This is a genomic window from Streptomyces altiplanensis (genome assembly GCF_053591575.1).
Genome location: NZ_JBSFUB010000004.1, coordinates 102083 through 117984 on the forward strand (window position 1 = coordinate 102083; position 15902 = coordinate 117984).

Genomic DNA, 15902 nt, shown 5'->3' on the forward strand with positions numbered 1-15902 from the left:
TTCTGCGGGGCCGGCCGGCGCCACGCGTGCATCATGCGCGTCCTGAGGGAAATCCCTTATCGGACGTGATGGACGCGGGTAGCCTGCCTGGCATGCCAGAGACGGGGACGGCTTTCACCGGTGTGCGCGAACTGCTCTCCATGATCAGGGAGTTGACCCAGCGGCGCCGGTTCCTGGCCAGGACCTCGGACGACGAAGTACGGGGCGAACGCCCACTGCCATTGGTCTGCCTGGTGCGCGAGCGGGGTCCGAACGACTTCCTCCCCGTTCTCAAGGAGCGGCTGGAGGCGCCCGACCACCGGTCCTGGGTACCCCACGCCTGTATCGACGCCGAGTCGGTGAACGGTTCGGTGGCGGCCCGCTGGGAAGGCACGACCGACCGGTCGCTTCCGCTGATCCCGCTGCTGGACGAGCTGATGACCGAGCTCGCCACCGACCGCTTCGGCCCCGGGCGTCCCTTCCGCTTCGACTACTACCGGCTGACCGACTGGCTGACCGGACAGCGGCTGTCCCCCACGCCGGGACGCCGCGATCAGCAACTGGCCGCCCTGCTGCGCCAGTGGGGCGGCCGGACGCACCGGTCGGACCGGGCCGCGCTCACCACCGCCATGGCCGCCACCCCGTCCCCCCTGAACGTCATCGGGTCCACCCTGTATCTGTTCGTGGAGGCCGGCCGCCGGATGGGGCTGCGCTGGCTGGGGCGGCGCAGCCCCGGCCTGGGGCGGGAGGCGCGCTGGTTCATGCGCCGGCAGCCCTTCATGGTTCCCCGCCACTCCACCAGCTTCCGGGGGTTCGCGGAGCGGCTCACGGCACGCAGCCGCGAATCGGAGAACCCGGAGCAGATCAAGAAGCTGCTGGTGCACGCGTTCCTCGAAGACCTGCGACGGGCGTACCGCCGTCGGCGCTGGGTCGTCTTCCCCAAGCGCTCCGGGTGGCGCCGCACGGCGTACACCACCGTCCTGCTGGACAACGTCACGGAGGAGAACGGAGGCTGGGAACTCCTGCGGCTGATCAGCGAGGTCCGCAACGAGACAGGGGAGCTCGACCCGCTTCTCGTCGTCGCGGCGAGCAACGAGCGCCCGGCGGCGCTCGAAGCGGGGGACTCCGGCAGGCTCTACAGCCCCCGGGAGGCCGGCGACGCGCTGAAGACCTGGCTGGACAACCTGCCCAGCAAACGGCAGCGGCTGGCGGAGAACGCCCGCTATCTGTGGATCGGCCTGCCGCCCGCGCGGACGCCCCGGGACGGCGCCCACGGCACCGGGGAGGGCGAGGAGGACTTCGGGCCGCCCTCGGCTCCCTTGCTGTCCCGGCGGGGCGTCGGCGAGACCCTGCTGGTGCTCGCGATGGTGCTGGTCCTGCTCCCCGTGACCCGGAACGCGATCGGTTCGTGGGCCGCCGAGTGCGTCTACTTCCGGTCCGGCTTCCACGACGGCGTCTCGGTGAAGACCGTCGAGATCGAGCCGGACGACCGCCAGTGCATCGGCTACAGCGACAACGCCGTGCAGGTCTTCGGCACCAACGAGCGCCTGCGGAAGGCGCAGCAGGCCATCTTCGCGCAGAACGAGACGGCGGAAAAGCTGCGCCGGCAGCAGTCCGGCCGCCCGTACCTCAGCATCGTGCACTTCGTCGGACTGACGCACCGCGATGCCGCCCCGGACACCGACCACGCCGCCGCCGAGGAACTCGAAGGGCTGCTCCTGCGCCAGCGGGCACAGAACGTCGAGTCCAAGACGCAGCCCCTGCTGCGCGTCATCGTGGCGAACGGCGGGGACGGCATGCGCAAGGCGCCGGAGGTGGTGCGCGAGATGCTCCGCCCGCTGTTCGACGCGGACCCCTCGGTGGTGGGGGTGATCGGGCTGGACCGCACGGTCGAGGAAACCGAGCGGGCGATCACCGAGATCGGTCTGGCCGGGGTTCCGACGATCGGCACCACGCTGACCGGCTCGGGGCTGGGCGACCGGTCGCCGCTGTACTTCCAGGTGGTCCCGGACAACACGGTGCAGGCCCGGCTGATCGCCGAGTACGCGGAGCATCTCAAGGCGCGGAAGGTCACCCTGTACCACCCCCGCAGAACGGACAGTTACATCGAGACGCTGGTCGAGGCGGCCGGCACCGAACTGGGCGCCCTGGGCGTGCCCGTGGCGGAGACCACGTGGCAGGGGTCGGCCGGTGAGGTGGCCTCCCTGTGCGCGGACGACGTGGACCGGAGCGACGAGATCGCCTACTACACAGGGCGCGAGGACGACTTCGGGGACTTCATCCGGTCCGTGACCAAGGGGTGCACCAGCCGGCGGAAACTGCCCCTCGTCGTGGCCGCCGACGCGGTCTCCCGGTTCGTCGCGCAGAAGGAGAACCGCCGGCACGACTCGCTCGCGGGCCAGCCCATGTCGTACGTGGGGATGGGCAGCCTCGTCACGCTGGCGGGCGCCTCGTGCGCCGAGGAGGGGCGCCCCGCGTCCCTGCTGGGGGCGGGAACGCCGCTGGACGCGTTCTGCGCGGGGTACGGGGACCTCCGCACGGAACTCGTGAAGACGCTCCCCGCCGAGGAGTCGCCCCAGACGCCGTGGCCGGCCGAGCGCACCGGAACGGCCTACGACGTGGCGGGGCTGCTCGTCGAAGCCACTTCCACGCTGCACGAGCGGCTGGACACACCGGCCGAGGGGGCGGCGCCGCACCGGGCGGCGGTCGCCCAGCAGCTCCGGGAAGCCATCTTCCAGGGCGCGACCGGGGAGATCGACTTCCGGACCTCGCGCATCGGCAACGAGCGCAACCTCGCGGTCCTGCGGATCTCCGACATCCACGACCTGGACGCCGCGCCCACGTGCTCGTACATGAAGGGCGACCTCTTCGACCCCCAGCAACCGCGCGACCCGGCCACCGGCTGCCCCAGGTAGGAGCGGCCCGCCGCCCGCCGCGCCGATGGTCCGGTACTCGACCGTGTGCGAGCCGTACTCCGGTGCCGGGTCGTCCCACGGCACGACACGCGGCGTGCCCGGCCTGCCGTCGTACGGCTGGTGATCACGCGGTGGCGGGAGCTTACGGGCGCGGTCGGCGCGGCGTGAAAGGCGCCGGGTTGTCCGTGGAGGAGACGGTGAGCCGGACGGGCGCCGTCGCCACCGGTTCCGGAAGGCGCAGGCCGGGCCCGCCGGGCGTGAGGGAGCCGAGGACGCTCGGGCGGCGGGCGCCGGTGCACGAAGGGACCGTGCCGGGCAGGCCGTGCGCGGTCAGCCAGCCCAGGACGGCGAAGGCGTACGCCTCCTTGGCGGCCGACGCCAGCCCGAGCTCGTCCGACGTCCGCAGCGGTACGCCGGCCCCGCCGCCGAGCTCCTCGCGCAGCCACTCCATCAGCACCGGATTGCGGGTGCCGCCGCCCGACGCGATCACCTCGGTCGCCCCGAAGGGCCGGACGGCGTCGGCGACGGTCCGTGCCGTGAGCCGGGTCAGGGTCGCGACCACGTCCTCTGCGGGCAGCGAACCGAAACCGGCCAGCGCGGCGCGCAGATAGGGCAGGTGGAACAGCTCCTTGCCCGTCGTCTTCGGCGCCGGCCCGGCGTAGTACGGCTCGTCCAGCAGCCGTCGCAGCAGCGGCGCGCAGACGCTGCCCCGGGCGGCGAGGGCGCCGTCCCGGTCGAAGGGGTACGCCGCCCCGCCGCCCGCCAGGTCCCGCACCGCCGCGTCGATCAGCGCGTTGGCGGGCCCGGTGTCGAAGGCCAGCGGTTCGTCCGGGCTTTCGCCGGCCACGGTGATGTTGGCGATGCCCCCGAGGTTCAGCGCCACCGGGACACCCGGCCGTCCGCGCAGCCACATGACGTCGACGATGCTCACCAGCGGCGCGCCCTGGCCCCCGGCGGCGACGTCGCGCGGACGGAAGCCGGAAACGACGGGGCGGGCCGTGGCCTCGGCGATCCAGGCAGGCTCACCGATCTGGAGCGTGCCGTGCACCCGGCCGTCCCCGGCCCAGTGGTAGACGGTCTGCCCGTGCGAGGCGATCAGGTCGGCCCGCCCGCCGCACAGTTCGCGGTCGGCCCGGACCGCCGCCCCGGCGAAGGCCTGCCCGATGCGGGTGTCGAGCCGGCACACGGCGGCCAGGGTGGTTCCGGCGGGCGGCAGCGCCTCGGCCAGCGCCGCCCGCAGACCGTCGTCGTACACCGTGCTGATCATGCCCAGCGGGGTGAGCACCAGGGTGTCCCCGTCGAGGGTGAGATCGGCGGCAGCGGCGTCGACGGCGTCGTACGACGTGCCGGACATCAGACCGATGACCCGCATGCCGCCGCTCACCGCAGTGCCCGCCGGTGGTCGTCGCCGCGCAGCGTCAGCAGCGCCAGGACACTGACCGCGCAGGTCGCCGCCGCGTAGTAGGCGGGGATGTCGGCGTCACCGGTCCGTTCCACGACTTCGGTGATGATGAGTCCCGCGCAGCCCGAGAACACGGCATTGGACAGCGAGTACGCCAGGCCGAGCCCCGTGTAGCGCACCGTGGTCGGGAACATCTCGGCCAGCATCGCCGGCCCCGGCCCCGCCATCAGCCCGACGGCGGCCCCCGCGCCGAACAGCGCCGCCCCCTTCGCGTACGCCGAAGCGCCCGGGTCCTGCACCAGGTTCAGCAGCGGCAGCGCGAGCACGGCGACCAGCAGCGCCCCGGCCAGCATCACCGTCCGCCGCCCCACCCGGTCGCTGGCCACGCCCGCCGGCAGGATCGACGCCGCGAACCCGAGGTTGGCCAGAACGGTGGCGGTCAGCGCCTGCTGGAACGTCGCGTCCAGCGTGCTCTGGAGGTAGGAGGGCAGGACGACCAGGAAGGTGTAACCGGCCGCGGACCAGCCCATCAGCCGCCCGGCGCCCAACGCGATCGCCCTGGCCGTCTCGCCGGCGGGCGGCGGCCGCACGGGCCCGCTCCTGCCGGCGACGGCCGACGCGAAGGCGGGCGTCTCGTCCAGGCGCAGCCGCAGCCACAGCGCGACGAGCCCGAGCGGCAGCGTCAGCAGGAAGGGCACCCGCCACCCCCATCCGGTCAGCTGCGACTCGCTCAGTACGGTCGCCAGGAGCGCCGCCGCTCCGGCGCCCCCGAGCAGGCCGAGCGCCACGGTGAACGACTGCCACGCCCCGTACCGGCCCCGCCGCCCCGGCGGCGCGAACTCCGTCATGACCGACACCGCGCCGCCGAACTCCCCGCCCGCCGACAGCCCTTGCAGGATCCGCAGCAGTGTCAGCAGCCACGGCGCGGCCGCGCCGATGGTGGCGTACGTCGGCAGTACGCCGATCAGGGCCGTCGCGCCGGTCATCAGGCAGATCACCAGGATCAGCGTGGGCCGCCGGCCGATCCTGTCCCCGACCCGCCCGAAGACCGCGGCGCCGACCGGGCGGAAGAAGAAGGCCAGGGCGAAGGACGCGTACGTCTTGACGAGCCCCTCGACGTCGCTGCCGCCCTCGGGGGTGAAGAAGTGCGCGGCGATGATGGTGGCGAAGTAGCCGTAGACGCCGAACTCGTACCACTCGATGAAGTTGCCGACGGACCCCGCCACCAGCGCCCGGCGCGAGCGGGCCGGCCGGGCGGCTGCCACGGGGACGGGAGCTGGACCATGGACGGGGGTGGTCATGGGGAAAGGGTGCTGACCCGGCGGCCGCACCACAAGTACCGTGCGCCGCCTGTCACCTGAGTGACCTGCCCGTGTACGGCAGCCGGCCCCGCCCCGCGGAGGCGGAGCGGGGCGGGCTGTCCGGCACCGGATCCGATGCGGCGCGGGGGCGCTCAGGCGCCCGGCGGAACCCGCGAAGGGCGGCCGGAGCCGCGCGTCACGTGGTACCTGGTGATGGCCGGAGCCGCCCCCGCCCGCCGTTGTCACCACGACCTCCGCCTCCGCTTGAAGACCGTCTCCGGCCCCCTGGAACGCGGAGGACGGACTCCCTCAGAGCGCGTGGCCGGTGGTCGCGTCCACATGCGCCGGGACGGGGTCGTGGCGGTCGCCCACCGAGGACGTACCCGTCGGCTCGAACAGCAGAAGCGACGCGCCGGCCGCCGCCGACGGCTTGTGCCAGGTGCCGCGCGGCACGACGTACACCGACCCGGTGGGCAGGACCACGGAGCGCTCCCCGTCGTCGTCCTCCCGGTCCCGCAGCGCGATGGTCAGCTCGCCGTCCAGTACCTGGAAGAACTCGTCCGTGTCCTCGTGCACGTGCCAGACGTGTTCCCCCGCGATCTTCGCCACGCGTACGTCGTAGTCGTTGACGCGCGTCACGATGCGCGGACTCCACAGCGCGTCGAAGGAGCCGAGGGCGTCGGCGAGCGCGACGGGGGATCCCTGCCGTCCGCGCGGTTCGTTCGTAGTCATGGCCTCATCGTCGTCCCTGGCACCGGACCACCGCGAGTGCTAGTAATCACACATGCCGCAAGGAAACTCGCACACCCCGCCCCGGCTCCACCGCGTCGTCGTGATCGTCGACGAGAACTCCAACCCCTTCGAACTCGGCTGCGCCACCGAGGTCTTCGGCCTGCGCAGGCCCGAACTCGGCCGCGAACTCTACGACTTCGCCCTCTGTTCCCCCGAGCCCCGCACCCTCATGAGGGACGGGTTCTTCACGCTCACCGGAGTCGCGGACCTGGCAGCGGCCGACACCGCCGACACCCTGATCGTGCCCAACCGGCCGGACACCGACGTGCCGCGCCGCCCGGAGGTGCTCGACGCCGTCCGGCGGGCGCACGCGCGGGGCGCCCGGCTGGTGGGTTTTTGCAGCGGCGCCTTCACCATGGCCGAGGCGGGCGTACTCGACGGGCGCCGCGCCACCGCGCACTGGCAGTGGGCGGACGACTTCCGGGCGCGCTTCCCCGCCGTCCGGCTCGAACCGGACGTGCTGTTCGTCGACGACGGCGACATCCTGACCGCCGCCGGCAGCGCGGCCGCCCTCGACCTCGGACTGCACCTGGTACGCCGCGACCACGGCGTGGAGGCCGCCGTCTCGGTCAGCCGCCGCCTCGTCTTCGCCGCCCACCGCGACGGCGGCCAGCGCCAGTTCGTCGAGCACCCGGTCCCCTCCGCCGCCGCTTCCGCCGGCATCTCGCTCGGCCCGCTCCTGGAATGGGCCAGGGAACGCCTCGGTACGCCGCTGACCGTCGCCGCGCTCGCCGCGCACGCGGCCGTCAGCCCGGCCACGCTCCACCGCAGGTTCCGCTCCCAGCTCGGCACCACGCCCCTGGCCTGGCTCACCGCCGAGCGCGTCGCGCTGGCCTGCCGCCTGATGGAACGCGGCGATCCCGCCGTCGAGTCCGTGGCCCGGGCGAGCGGCCTCGGTACGGCCGCCAACCTCCGCACCCAGCTCCGCCGCCGCACCGGGCTGACACCCAGCGCCTACCGCGAGCGCTTCGGACCGGGTGCCTGAACCGGCCGGAATCCCGGCGGCGCGGCGCTCACGCCGACCTGTTCGGCGTACGTCGCCGAGGTCTTCCGGGCCGGTGGGCCGGCAGCGGGCCCGTCCCTCCTCCCGGCTCTCCCGGCCCTCCCGGCGCGCGGCGGCCCGCTTCCGCGGCGGATCGTCGAAGCCGGACGTCTGTGAGCGCTTGTGGTGGTACACCGGAACGGTGCGGGGACGACGACTTCTCAGTTACAGCGACGCGGTGGCGATTCTCGGCGGCGACAGCGCCGCCCTGGCGGCGGCCGACCGGGCGCTCGGCGGGGCGCTGTCGATGGCGACGGGCGGGGCGAGCAGCGTGGTGCTCAACCTGTTCGAGGCGCGGGGCGGAGTGCTCGGGCTCGGGCGCGACCTGACGGCGGGGCTGCGCGAGCGACTGGGGTCCGCGGAGCGGGCGGAACGTACGGAACAGATCGCGGCGGCGCACGCGGTGCTCGTGGTCACGGCGTACTTCGAAGCACTCGGAGAGCTGGAACTCCCCTTCCCGTTCAGTGAGTTGCAGTTGACGCGGCGCGAGCAGACCGGCCTCGTGGGCGGGCCGGACAGCGGGCACGGCTTCGTGCGCGAGCTGGCCGCGACCGCCATCCCGCTGCCCGCCCCGCATCAGCCGTACGAACAGGTCCTCGGCGCACTCCGGTACTGGTACACGGGCCTCACCGACCGGCTGCACCGCTTCATCACCGGGCTCGCCGTGTGGGACCGCCTGGACGGGGCGCAGCGGCGCGCGACCCTGGACGCGCTCGCCGACAGACTGAATCCGGCGGCGATCGAGCGATACCAGGGTCTGTACGCCCAACTGGCCCTGGAAGTACCAGAGTTCGGATTCTGGTCCGGACAGACCGAGCACCAGGCCACCCGCGCCGGCATCCGCCAGGCGCTCACCGGCATCGAGACCGCCCTGGCGGGTCTGACCCCGGTACGCCCGCTCACCCATGTCGCCGCCGCCCTCGCCACCGGCTACCGGGCGGCCCTGCCCCGCCCGATCCTGGCCGAGGGGGACGCGCCGACGGGCGTGTACCTGCCCACCCTCGGCGAGGGCTACGTCGACCCGGACTTCCGGGTCCGGGCCGTGGCCGGGGATCCGCACCGGCCGGCCGAAGAGGAGTGGTGGGACGCGGTGCCCGTACGGTCCGACCTCACCGAGTACCTCGCGGGCGCCCTCACCTCGGTCGCCTCCACCGCCGCGCCCCTGGTCGTCCTCGGCCAGCCGGGCGCGGGGAAGTCCGTACTGACCAAGATCCTCGCGGCCCGGCTGCCCGAGGCCGGCTTCCTGCCCGTCCGGGTCGTCCTGCGCGAAGTGCCCGCCGACGCCGACGTACAGGACCAGATCGAGTACGCCGTGCGCGCCACGACCGGCGAGCGGGTCTCCTGGCCGGAGCTGGTCCGGGCGGCGGAAGGGGCCGTCCCCGTCCTCCTCTTCGACGGCTTCGACGAGCTGCTCCAGGCCACCGGCGTCAGCCAGTCCGACTACCTGGTACGAGTGGCCCGCTTCCAGCGGCGCGAGGCGGACCAGGGACGGCCCGTGCTCGCGCTCGTCACCAGCCGCACCGCCGTCGCCGACCGTGCGCGCTGCCCCGAGGGCGCGGTGGCGCTGCGCCTCGAACCCTTCAGGGAGCAGCAGGTCGAGCGCTGGCTCGGCCTGTGGAACCGCCTCAACGAGCCGTACTTCACCGCGAACGGGCTACGCCCCCTGCTCCCCGCCGTCGCGGCCCGCCACCAGGCCCTGGCCTCCCAGCCGCTGCTCCTGCTGATGCTCGCCCTGTACGACGCGACGGGGAACGCGCTGCAGTGCGGAGCCCAGGACGACGAACCCCTGGACGAGGCCGAGCTGTACGAGGAACTGCTGGCGTCCTTCGCCGTCCGGGAGGTCGGCAAGTCCACCCCGGCGCTGACCGGGCAGCAACTGGCCGGCCGCGTCGAGCAGGAGCTCCAGCGGCTCTCCCTGATCTCCTTCGGCATGCTCAACCGGCACCGGCAGTGGATCACCGCCACCGAACTGGAGCAGGACCTGACCGCGCTGCTCGGCCGCCCCCGGGAGCCGCACGCCACCGGCTTCCACGCGCCGCTCGACCAGGCGGAGATCGCGCTCGGCCGGTTCTTCTTCGTCCAGCGGGCCCAGGCGCTCCGCGACGAGCAGCGGCTGGCGACGTACGAGTTCCTGCACGCCACCTTCGGTGAGTACCTGGCCGCCCGTCTCGCCGTGCAGCTGCTCGTGGGCCTGCTCGACCAGCGCCCGGCGCTCTCCCTCGGCAGGGCGGGCACGGACGACGACCTGCTGTACGTCCTGCTGTCGTACGCGCCGCTGTCGTCACGCCAGATGCTGCGCTTCGTCGGTGCCCGGATCCGCCACATCGCCCCGCAGGACCGTGAGCGGCTCGGTGAACTCCTCTTCACCGTGATGGCCGACCACCGCAACCGCACCGAGCACCGGTTCCCCGGGTACCGGCCGGCCGTCCGCGCGACCTCGTCACGGCACGGCCTCTACGGCGCGAACCTCATGATGCTGACGGTGCTGGTCAGGGACGGAGTCAGGGCGAGCGAAGCGTTCCCCGGCGACGCCAACCCGGCCGGGACCTGGCACCGGCACGTGCTGCTGTGGCGGTCGGCCCTCACCGAACCGGAGTGGACGGACTTCGCGATCGCCCTCGACCTCCGCCACATCTGGAACGGCGACCGGCGCGACCTGGACATCCGGCCGGCGGAGGATGTCCTCGTTCCCGAACCGGTCGACGCGTACTGGCTGTACGGCCGCCCGCCGGGCCACGCGGACCGCGCCGCCAGGGTCTGCTGGTCCCGCCCGTACCCGGACCAGATCCGGCACAAGATGGCGGTGTCCGGCGGGACCAACGACGCGGTCGTCCTGCACGCCGTGGACCCCGTCTTCCGCCGGATGGGATCCGCCGTGACCACGTTCTTCGGTACGCCCGGGGGCATCGCCACTTCGGTCGCGCACAGCCTGACGGACCTGTGGCTGGCCGGCGGTCTCGAAGCCCCGGACGGCGACCTGGCCGCCCTGTACGAGCACTGCGCGGCGTTCCTGGAGCCGTTCTCCCGTCTCGATCACGACACCCACGACCGCGCGGCCCGGCTGGTCCTGGGGCAACTGGCCCAGGACGCCACCCGGTTGCCGGCGTCCGTGGTGAAGAGCGTGCTGGACGCGCTGACCCTGGAGATCCTCGGCCCCTCCATGCTGGAGCTGGTGGTGCGGTCCGCGTCGGCGGCACTGGAGTCGGGCGCCACCGGTGAGGACGCCGACGATCTCCGGGCCTGCTGGGAGCTGGCTGTCGAAGCCCTCCTGGGGCGGCGCGCCTTCGACCGTGTCCTGGCTCTCTGGATCCGGACCGGCGCGTCGCACCGGGCGAGCGGGTGGTTCGCTGCCGCCGTCCGTCCGGTGCTGGACCGGATGAACGAGCACCAGTTGCGCGACGTGGCGCCGGAGACCGTGGCCCGGCTGCGCGACCTGATCGCCGCGCACGACCGGGGCTCACCCGGCGGCCCACCCTGACCGGCGCCCCGCATCGGCGGTCCGGCGCCCCGCATCAGCGGCGCGGAAGGGCCCCGCCGGGCGCGGGCACAATGGGGACATGTCCCGACGCAGTTCACGCGCCATGAGCCGCCATCCCCGGAGCCGGTCCCTCCCCGCGCCCCTCTCCGCCGCATCGCCCTGCCCCTGCGGCCTCCCCGCCGCCTACGGCGCGTGCTGCGGACGCTTCCACTCCGCCGCGGCCGCCGCGCCCACCGCCGAGCTCCTCATGCGCTCCCGCTACAGCGCCTTCGCCGTCCAGGACGCGGCGTACCTGCTGCGCTCGTGGCATCCCGGCACCAGGCCGCGGACCCTCGACCTCGACGCGGACATGCGCTGGCAGGGCCTGGACATCCTGGCGACCACGGAAGGCAGCGCCTTCCACACCACGGGAACGGTCACCTTCCGCGCCCACTACATCCACCAGGGCGAGCCGGGCGGCCTTCACGAGCAGAGCCGCTTCGCCCGCCACGAGGGCGCGTGGGTCTACCTGGACGCGGTCTTCACGCGCTGAGACCACGCCGAGGTGCCCGGTTCCTCCTCTCACGTGCTGTTTCGTGCCGTGGCGGGCGGGGTACTGCGGACGGGATCGCGGCGGTCCGGATCATGCCGCCCGATCCACATCCGACGTACACGGCAACCGCCCCCGAACCGCCCGGAAGGCACACCATGGACGACCTCACCGGCCCGGAACTCGAAACGCTCTGGGACGAATTCCACCGTGTGGTGAACATGACGTCACAGGAACTGGCCACCTGGCTCCGGACCAGCGACGCGGACGAGGACGCCGAGCCGCTGCCCGAGCACGCCGGGACCGAGGCGGGACGGCACGTGCTCTCGATCCTGAGCAAGCGGCGCACGGACCTGACCGACGGCGACATCGCGGTCATGCGGCAGGTGGTGGACACCGTCACCGCGCAGCGGCGCGAGGACCTGGAGCCGACGGCCGGTGATCAGACCTGGCGGTACCGGCTGATGCGGCTGGGACACGACCCGCTCAAGCCGGCATGACCTCCGGAGCCCGGACCCGCGACCGTTCCCAGGACGAGCGCACGGTGCGGACACTCCTCGACGCGTACGGACGGACGTACGCCGCCGAGGCGGGCATCCGGCTGCGCGACACCCCGCAGCCGCTCTACCGCCTCCTCGTCCTGTCCTGCCTGCTGAGCGCCCGGATCCGGGCCTCCACCGCCGTGGCGGCCGCCCGCGCGCTCCACGACGCGGGGCTGCGCGACGCGCGCCGCATGGAGACCGCCACGTGGCAGCAGCGCGTCGACGCCCTCGGCGCGGGCGGCTACCGCCGCTACGACGAACGGACCGCCACCCAGCTCGGTGAAGGGGCGCGGCTGGTGCTCGACAAATACGGCGGCGACCTGCGCCGCATGCGCGAGGCCGCCGGCGGCGACACGGAGGCGTTGCGGAGCCTGCTGCGGGAGGTGCCGGGGATTGGGCCCGCCGGCGCGGACATCTTTCTGCGCGAAGCGCAGGCGGTGTGGCCCCAGGTCGCGCCGTACCTGGACGGGAAGGCCCTCCAGGGCGCGGAACGCCTCGGTCTCCCGGCCGACCCGGCCGAGCTGTCCCGGCTCGTCGGCGAGGGAGAGCACGCCCCGCTGGCGGCGGCGCTGGTACGGGTCTCACTCGACCGGCGCGGCGCGGACACGCTGCGGGACGGACTGCGGGACGGCCCGGGGGAGGGGCGCGCCGGCCGAGCCCGCAGCGGGCGCGCTGTTACGGCCGGGGCGCGTGGGGTACGGGACGAGTCCGGGGACCGACGGGAGAGGTGAGTACGGGCCCCGGCCAGGCAGCGGGAAGTACGTCACCCGGCGGGCCCGGCCACGGAAGGCGGCCGAGGACGGCGGCGTACCCGACCGGCACGCCGACGAGAACCTCCAGGCCGGTCCGCACGGGCAAAGCCGCAGGAGAGGAGCGCAGCGATGAGACGCCAGGAACGCGACGACGACGCCCGCGAGGAACGGCGCGGACCGCGGCCCCGGACCGGCAAGGGCGACACGGACGCCGTCGCGGGCAGCGACGTGCAGCAGCCCGAGATCGCCGAGGGCCCCGTCGAGGGCATCCAGCCCGGGGAGCGGGTCGAGCGCGGGCCGTGGCACCCCCCGGTGGAGGTCGATCCGCCGACGGGCAGCGCGGCGGGAGACCGCGACGCCGTACGGGAGCAGAAGAAGCGGGGCGGCCCCTAGGGCCTGCCGTCAAATGATCTCTACGGTCCCGTCGTGGCGGATGCCGGGCGGCGGCGGGTCCTTCGTGGCCCTTCCGGGGTTCGGCGCCCGGGCCCGGCGCCTCGCGTTTTCAGCAACGCGGGTGAGCCGAACGGCCACGGCCCGCCCTGTCGTGAGGAGGGTCCTCGCCTCCGGACCGCTCGCGTCACCGGGGGGTCAGTACACAGAACTCGTGGCCGTCGGGATCGGCCATCACCACCCGGCCGGTCCCGTCCCGGCCGGTGCCGGTCCGAGTCGCCCCGAGGGAGACGAGACGGTCGGCCTCCGCCTGCTGATCACCGTGGGCAGGGGGAGCGAGGTCGAAACGCAGCCGGTTCCTCCCGGTCTTCGGCATCAGTGGCGGACCGCCCCAGGTGATCTTCGGACCGCCGTGCGGTGAGCGGATCGCGGTCTCCTGGTCCTGGTCCCACACCAGCGGCCAGCCCAGCGCCCGGCTCCAGAAGTACCCGACGTCCTGCGAGCCGTCGCACGCGAGCGCTCCGATGAATCCGCAGTCGGCCAGGAAGGCGTTGTCCGGCTCGATGACGCAGAACTCATTGCCTTCGGGGTCGGCCAGCACCACATGCCCCTCCTCCGGGCGTTGACCGATGTCGATGTGCCGGGCGCCGAGTCCGAGCGACCTCGCCACCACCTGCTGCTGGTCGTCGAGGGACGTGCTCGTCAGATCGAAGTGCATCTGGTTCCGGCCCGCCTTCCGCTCCCGGGCCGGAAGAAACCGGATGCGGAACCCGGTGTCGTCGCCCGGCAGGAGCGTGACGCCGTCGTAGGAGTCGCCGGCCGTCTCCCAGCCCAGGACGCCGGCCCAGAAGCGCGCGAGACGGAGCGGGTCGTCCGCGTCGAAGCAGAGCGCGTGCAGGTGAGAAGTCATTTTCCGGCATCTCCGATCCGCCGGTCCGCCGCCCCGTCCGCCGATCGGGCAGGGCGCTCCACCAGCAGGAAGGCTTTCGTCCAGGTCAGAGCTGGATCCTGCCCAGACGGCGCCATCCGGTCAACCCATTGACGACCCGCGCTCAGCCACTGCCGTCACCACACCCTCCTCGTCCACCACGTCACAGGCTCGTGAGGAGGCCGTCGAGCGGGGCCGGTGTCTGCCCGGGGCCGAGGGCCTCGACGAGGAGGCGGCCGTAGCGGATCTTGCGGCCCTTCTTCGTGCCGAGGAAACGCCGCAACTGCTGCTGCCGGGGCCGGCCGTGGTGTGCGGGCTGGTGCAGGAAGGTCTGCCAGGCACGGAGGTCGCCCTCGGCCCGGACGATCTCCTCCACCCTTGCTGTGCCCAGCGCGCGGATGAGCTCGTCCTCCAGGTCCGTCACGCACACGAAGAAGTCCCGGCGCGACGCCCGTGCCCGCTCCAGGCCGCGGTCGTAGAAGCGCTGCTCGCCCTCGTCGCACAGCCCTGCCAGGCGCAGTCCGAGGCCGGGCGGTCCGAGGAGCTCGGTGTAGCGGCCGACGCTCATCGCCCCGCCCATCGACACGACGCACACCCCCTCGGCGGCCAGGTCCCGGCCACGCCGTGCGGCCAGCGCCTCGACGGCGGCGAGGTCGCTCGGACCTTCCAGCAGCACCGCTGTCCGCACCCCCAGCCGCACGGCCAGATCACTCGCCGGCCCGCCGGGACCACCGGCCGCCCAGCCATTCACCTCGTCCAGGAACGCCCGCATGTCCGCCATGGGGCGAGTCTGCACCTCCACCGACGGCATGGCACGGAATTATCCGACGGCCCCGCTCCGCACGGCCGGCGCGTACGCGGTCATCCCCGGCCGGCGCCGTACAAGGCGCTGCCCGCCTTCCGGGCGAGCTGTGCGGCCCACCGGACGGTGTCGTCGCGGCCCGCCGCACCCTCGACGCCCCTGACGGAGACGAGGACGCCGCCAACCCGGATGTGAGCGGCGTACTCGATGCGGACGTCGCCCTCGTACCTCACTGCGCGGATCTCCAGGAACGCCTCGTCGCCAAGCCCCTCCAGCGGCTCCACGGAGTAGTCCTCACGAGCCGTGCCCGCCTCCATACCGGAGGAGAAGGACGGGCAGTGCCGCATGATGTCCCGCTCCACGCGCAGGTGGTCGCGGGCCGAGGCCACGGACAGCGACACGAGCCGCTGTACGGCCACCGCTTCCCCCTCGTCGCCGGTCACACGCAGTGTGTGGGCCACCGTCTCCGTGCCGCGGTGGGTGGCCGGGCCCAGCCAGGCCGGGTCCTCGTCGCCGCGGAGACAGTACTGCCAACGCCCCCTCCGCTGCTCGCGGGTGCTCTCGAACGCCGTCGCGTACGCGTCGCCGCGCTCCAGGCGCCGGCCGAACGCGGAGTCGGGCAGGAGCGCCTTCTTCAACTCGGAGCCCGTGAACACCCGTCGGGGATGCGCGACGGTGTCGCGGCCGGGCGCGGCCGCCGGACCGGCGGGCCGCACGATTTCAGGGAGGGGGCTCTCCTGCGCACGAGAGGGCGAGGGGCGGGGGGACGCGGCCGGGGACGCCTCGCTCCCACCCGCCCGGCTCGCGCCGTTTCCGCAGCCCGCCGGTCCCGTGAACACCACCAGGGCCACCGCCAGCGCCGTCACCACTCGCCGTCCGTTCACCGCGCTCACCGATTCCCCGTCCTGGACACCGGCTGCGGCGGCCAGGACGGGGAGCAGGAGGCCGAGCGTGCCGGCCGGGGTGCTCCGGTCGGCACGCTCGGCCTCCGTACTCGTTGTCTCAGCCCCGCCCGCACCGCGGACCTGCATCACAAAAACACGCAGAAAA

The 15902-nt window shown here is 73.5% G+C and carries 13 protein-coding genes; 7 read left to right on the plus strand and 6 right to left on the minus strand.

Going from position 1 to position 15902, the window contains the following annotated elements:
* Positions 1 to 92 precede the first annotated feature (92 nt).
* Positions 93 to 2894 carry a hypothetical protein gene (locus tag ACWD0Y_RS02950; RefSeq protein WP_450258717.1) on the plus strand — a complete coding sequence of 934 codons (2802 nt, stop codon included), beginning with the start codon at positions 93 to 95 and terminating at the stop codon, positions 2892 to 2894.
* A 142-nt stretch (positions 2895 to 3036) separates the two neighbouring features.
* Here ACWD0Y_RS02950 and ACWD0Y_RS02955 read toward each other — a convergent pair whose 3' ends face one another.
* The 3 genes from ACWD0Y_RS02955 to ACWD0Y_RS02965 form a co-directional block, all read right to left on the minus strand.
* Positions 3037 to 4266 (minus strand): anhydro-N-acetylmuramic acid kinase, encoded by a 1230-nt coding sequence (locus ACWD0Y_RS02955; protein ID WP_450258718.1) that lies wholly within the window; start codon positions 4264 to 4266, stop codon positions 3037 to 3039.
* 8 nt (positions 4267 to 4274) lie between these two features.
* Positions 4275 to 5597: an MFS transporter gene (locus ACWD0Y_RS02960; RefSeq protein WP_450258719.1), complete on the minus strand. Its 1323-nt coding sequence runs from the start codon at positions 5595 to 5597 to the stop codon at positions 4275 to 4277.
* Between the two features lie 309 nt (positions 5598 to 5906).
* Positions 5907 to 6329 (minus strand): cupin domain-containing protein, encoded by a 423-nt coding sequence (locus ACWD0Y_RS02965; protein WP_450258720.1) that lies wholly within the window; start codon positions 6327 to 6329, stop codon positions 5907 to 5909.
* 52 nt (positions 6330 to 6381) lie between these two features.
* Here ACWD0Y_RS02965 and ACWD0Y_RS02970 point away from each other — a divergent pair, with 52 nt between their 5' ends.
* The 6 genes from ACWD0Y_RS02970 (at position 6382) to ACWD0Y_RS02995 (ending at position 13125) form a co-directional block, all read left to right on the plus strand.
* Complete coding sequence (locus tag ACWD0Y_RS02970) at positions 6382 to 7374, plus strand: helix-turn-helix domain-containing protein (protein WP_450258721.1); 993 nt, start codon at positions 6382 to 6384, stop codon at positions 7372 to 7374.
* A 235-nt stretch (positions 7375 to 7609) separates the two neighbouring features.
* On the plus strand, positions 7610 to 10909 hold the full coding sequence (locus tag ACWD0Y_RS02975; RefSeq protein WP_450258722.1) for an NACHT domain-containing protein: 3300 nt from the start codon (positions 7610 to 7612) through the stop codon (positions 10907 to 10909).
* A 79-nt stretch (positions 10910 to 10988) separates the two neighbouring features.
* Positions 10989 to 11441, plus strand: coding sequence for a YchJ family protein (locus tag ACWD0Y_RS02980; protein WP_450258723.1), 453 nt, complete (start codon positions 10989 to 10991; stop codon positions 11439 to 11441).
* Positions 11442 to 11596: 155 nt separating this feature from the next.
* The gene (locus ACWD0Y_RS02985; protein ID WP_450258724.1) at positions 11597 to 11938 is read left to right on the plus strand and encodes a DUF3140 domain-containing protein; all 342 of its coding nucleotides are present in this window, start codon (positions 11597 to 11599) and stop codon (positions 11936 to 11938) included.
* The gene (locus ACWD0Y_RS02990; RefSeq protein ID WP_450258725.1) at positions 11935 to 12711 is read left to right on the plus strand and encodes an endonuclease; all 777 of its coding nucleotides are present in this window, start codon (positions 11935 to 11937) and stop codon (positions 12709 to 12711) included. The genes ACWD0Y_RS02985 and ACWD0Y_RS02990 overlap by 4 nt, the downstream gene beginning before the upstream one ends.
* Before the next feature lie 150 nt (positions 12712 to 12861).
* Entirely contained in the window at positions 12862 to 13125 is a 264-nt protein-coding gene (locus ACWD0Y_RS02995) for a hypothetical protein (protein ID WP_450258726.1), read from the plus strand.
* Positions 13126 to 13309: 184 nt separating this feature from the next.
* On the opposite strand, the gene ACWD0Y_RS03000 is transcribed toward ACWD0Y_RS02995, so the two are convergent.
* The 3 genes from ACWD0Y_RS03000 to ACWD0Y_RS03010 form a co-directional block, all read right to left on the minus strand.
* The gene (locus ACWD0Y_RS03000) at positions 13310 to 14032 is read right to left on the minus strand and encodes a VOC family protein (RefSeq protein ID WP_450258727.1); all 723 of its coding nucleotides are present in this window, start codon (positions 14030 to 14032) and stop codon (positions 13310 to 13312) included.
* A gap of 181 nt (positions 14033 to 14213) precedes the next feature.
* Positions 14214 to 14831, minus strand: a complete 618-nt coding sequence (locus tag ACWD0Y_RS03005; RefSeq protein ID WP_450258728.1) for a TOPRIM nucleotidyl transferase/hydrolase domain-containing protein — start codon at positions 14829 to 14831, stop codon at positions 14214 to 14216.
* 80 nt (positions 14832 to 14911) lie between these two features.
* Positions 14912 to 15883 carry a hypothetical protein gene (locus ACWD0Y_RS03010; protein WP_450258729.1) on the minus strand — a complete coding sequence of 324 codons (972 nt, stop codon included), beginning with the start codon at positions 15881 to 15883 and terminating at the stop codon, positions 14912 to 14914.
* Positions 15884 to 15902 lie beyond the last annotated feature (19 nt).

Bases quoted from the DNA above. Each gene is read 5' to 3' on its own strand.
- ACWD0Y_RS02985 (WP_450258724.1), top strand. From the start codon at position 11,597: ATGGACGACCTCACCGGCCCGGAACTCGAAACGCTCTGGGACGAATTC.
- ACWD0Y_RS02980 (WP_450258723.1), top strand. From the start codon at position 10,989: ATGTCCCGACGCAGTTCACGCGCCATGAGCCGCCATCCCCGGAGCCGG.
- ACWD0Y_RS02960 (WP_450258719.1), bottom strand. From the start codon at position 5,597: ATGACCACCCCCGTCCATGGTCCAGCTCCCGTCCCCGTGGCAGCCGCC.
- ACWD0Y_RS02995 (WP_450258726.1), top strand. From the start codon at position 12,862: ATGAGACGCCAGGAACGCGACGACGACGCCCGCGAGGAACGGCGCGGA.
- ACWD0Y_RS02990 (WP_450258725.1), top strand. From the start codon at position 11,935: ATGACCTCCGGAGCCCGGACCCGCGACCGTTCCCAGGACGAGCGCACG.
- ACWD0Y_RS02955 (WP_450258718.1), bottom strand. From the start codon at position 4,266: ATGCGGGTCATCGGTCTGATGTCCGGCACGTCGTACGACGCCGTCGAC.
- ACWD0Y_RS02965 (WP_450258720.1), bottom strand. From the start codon at position 6,329: ATGACTACGAACGAACCGCGCGGACGGCAGGGATCCCCCGTCGCGCTC.
- ACWD0Y_RS03000 (WP_450258727.1), bottom strand. From the start codon at position 14,032: ATGACTTCTCACCTGCACGCGCTCTGCTTCGACGCGGACGACCCGCTC.
- ACWD0Y_RS02970 (WP_450258721.1), top strand. From the start codon at position 6,382: ATGCCGCAAGGAAACTCGCACACCCCGCCCCGGCTCCACCGCGTCGTC.
- ACWD0Y_RS02950 (WP_450258717.1), top strand. From the start codon at position 93: ATGCCAGAGACGGGGACGGCTTTCACCGGTGTGCGCGAACTGCTCTCC.
- ACWD0Y_RS03010 (WP_450258729.1), bottom strand. From the start codon at position 15,883: ATGCAGGTCCGCGGTGCGGGCGGGGCTGAGACAACGAGTACGGAGGCC.
- ACWD0Y_RS03005 (WP_450258728.1), bottom strand. From the start codon at position 14,831: ATGGCGGACATGCGGGCGTTCCTGGACGAGGTGAATGGCTGGGCGGCC.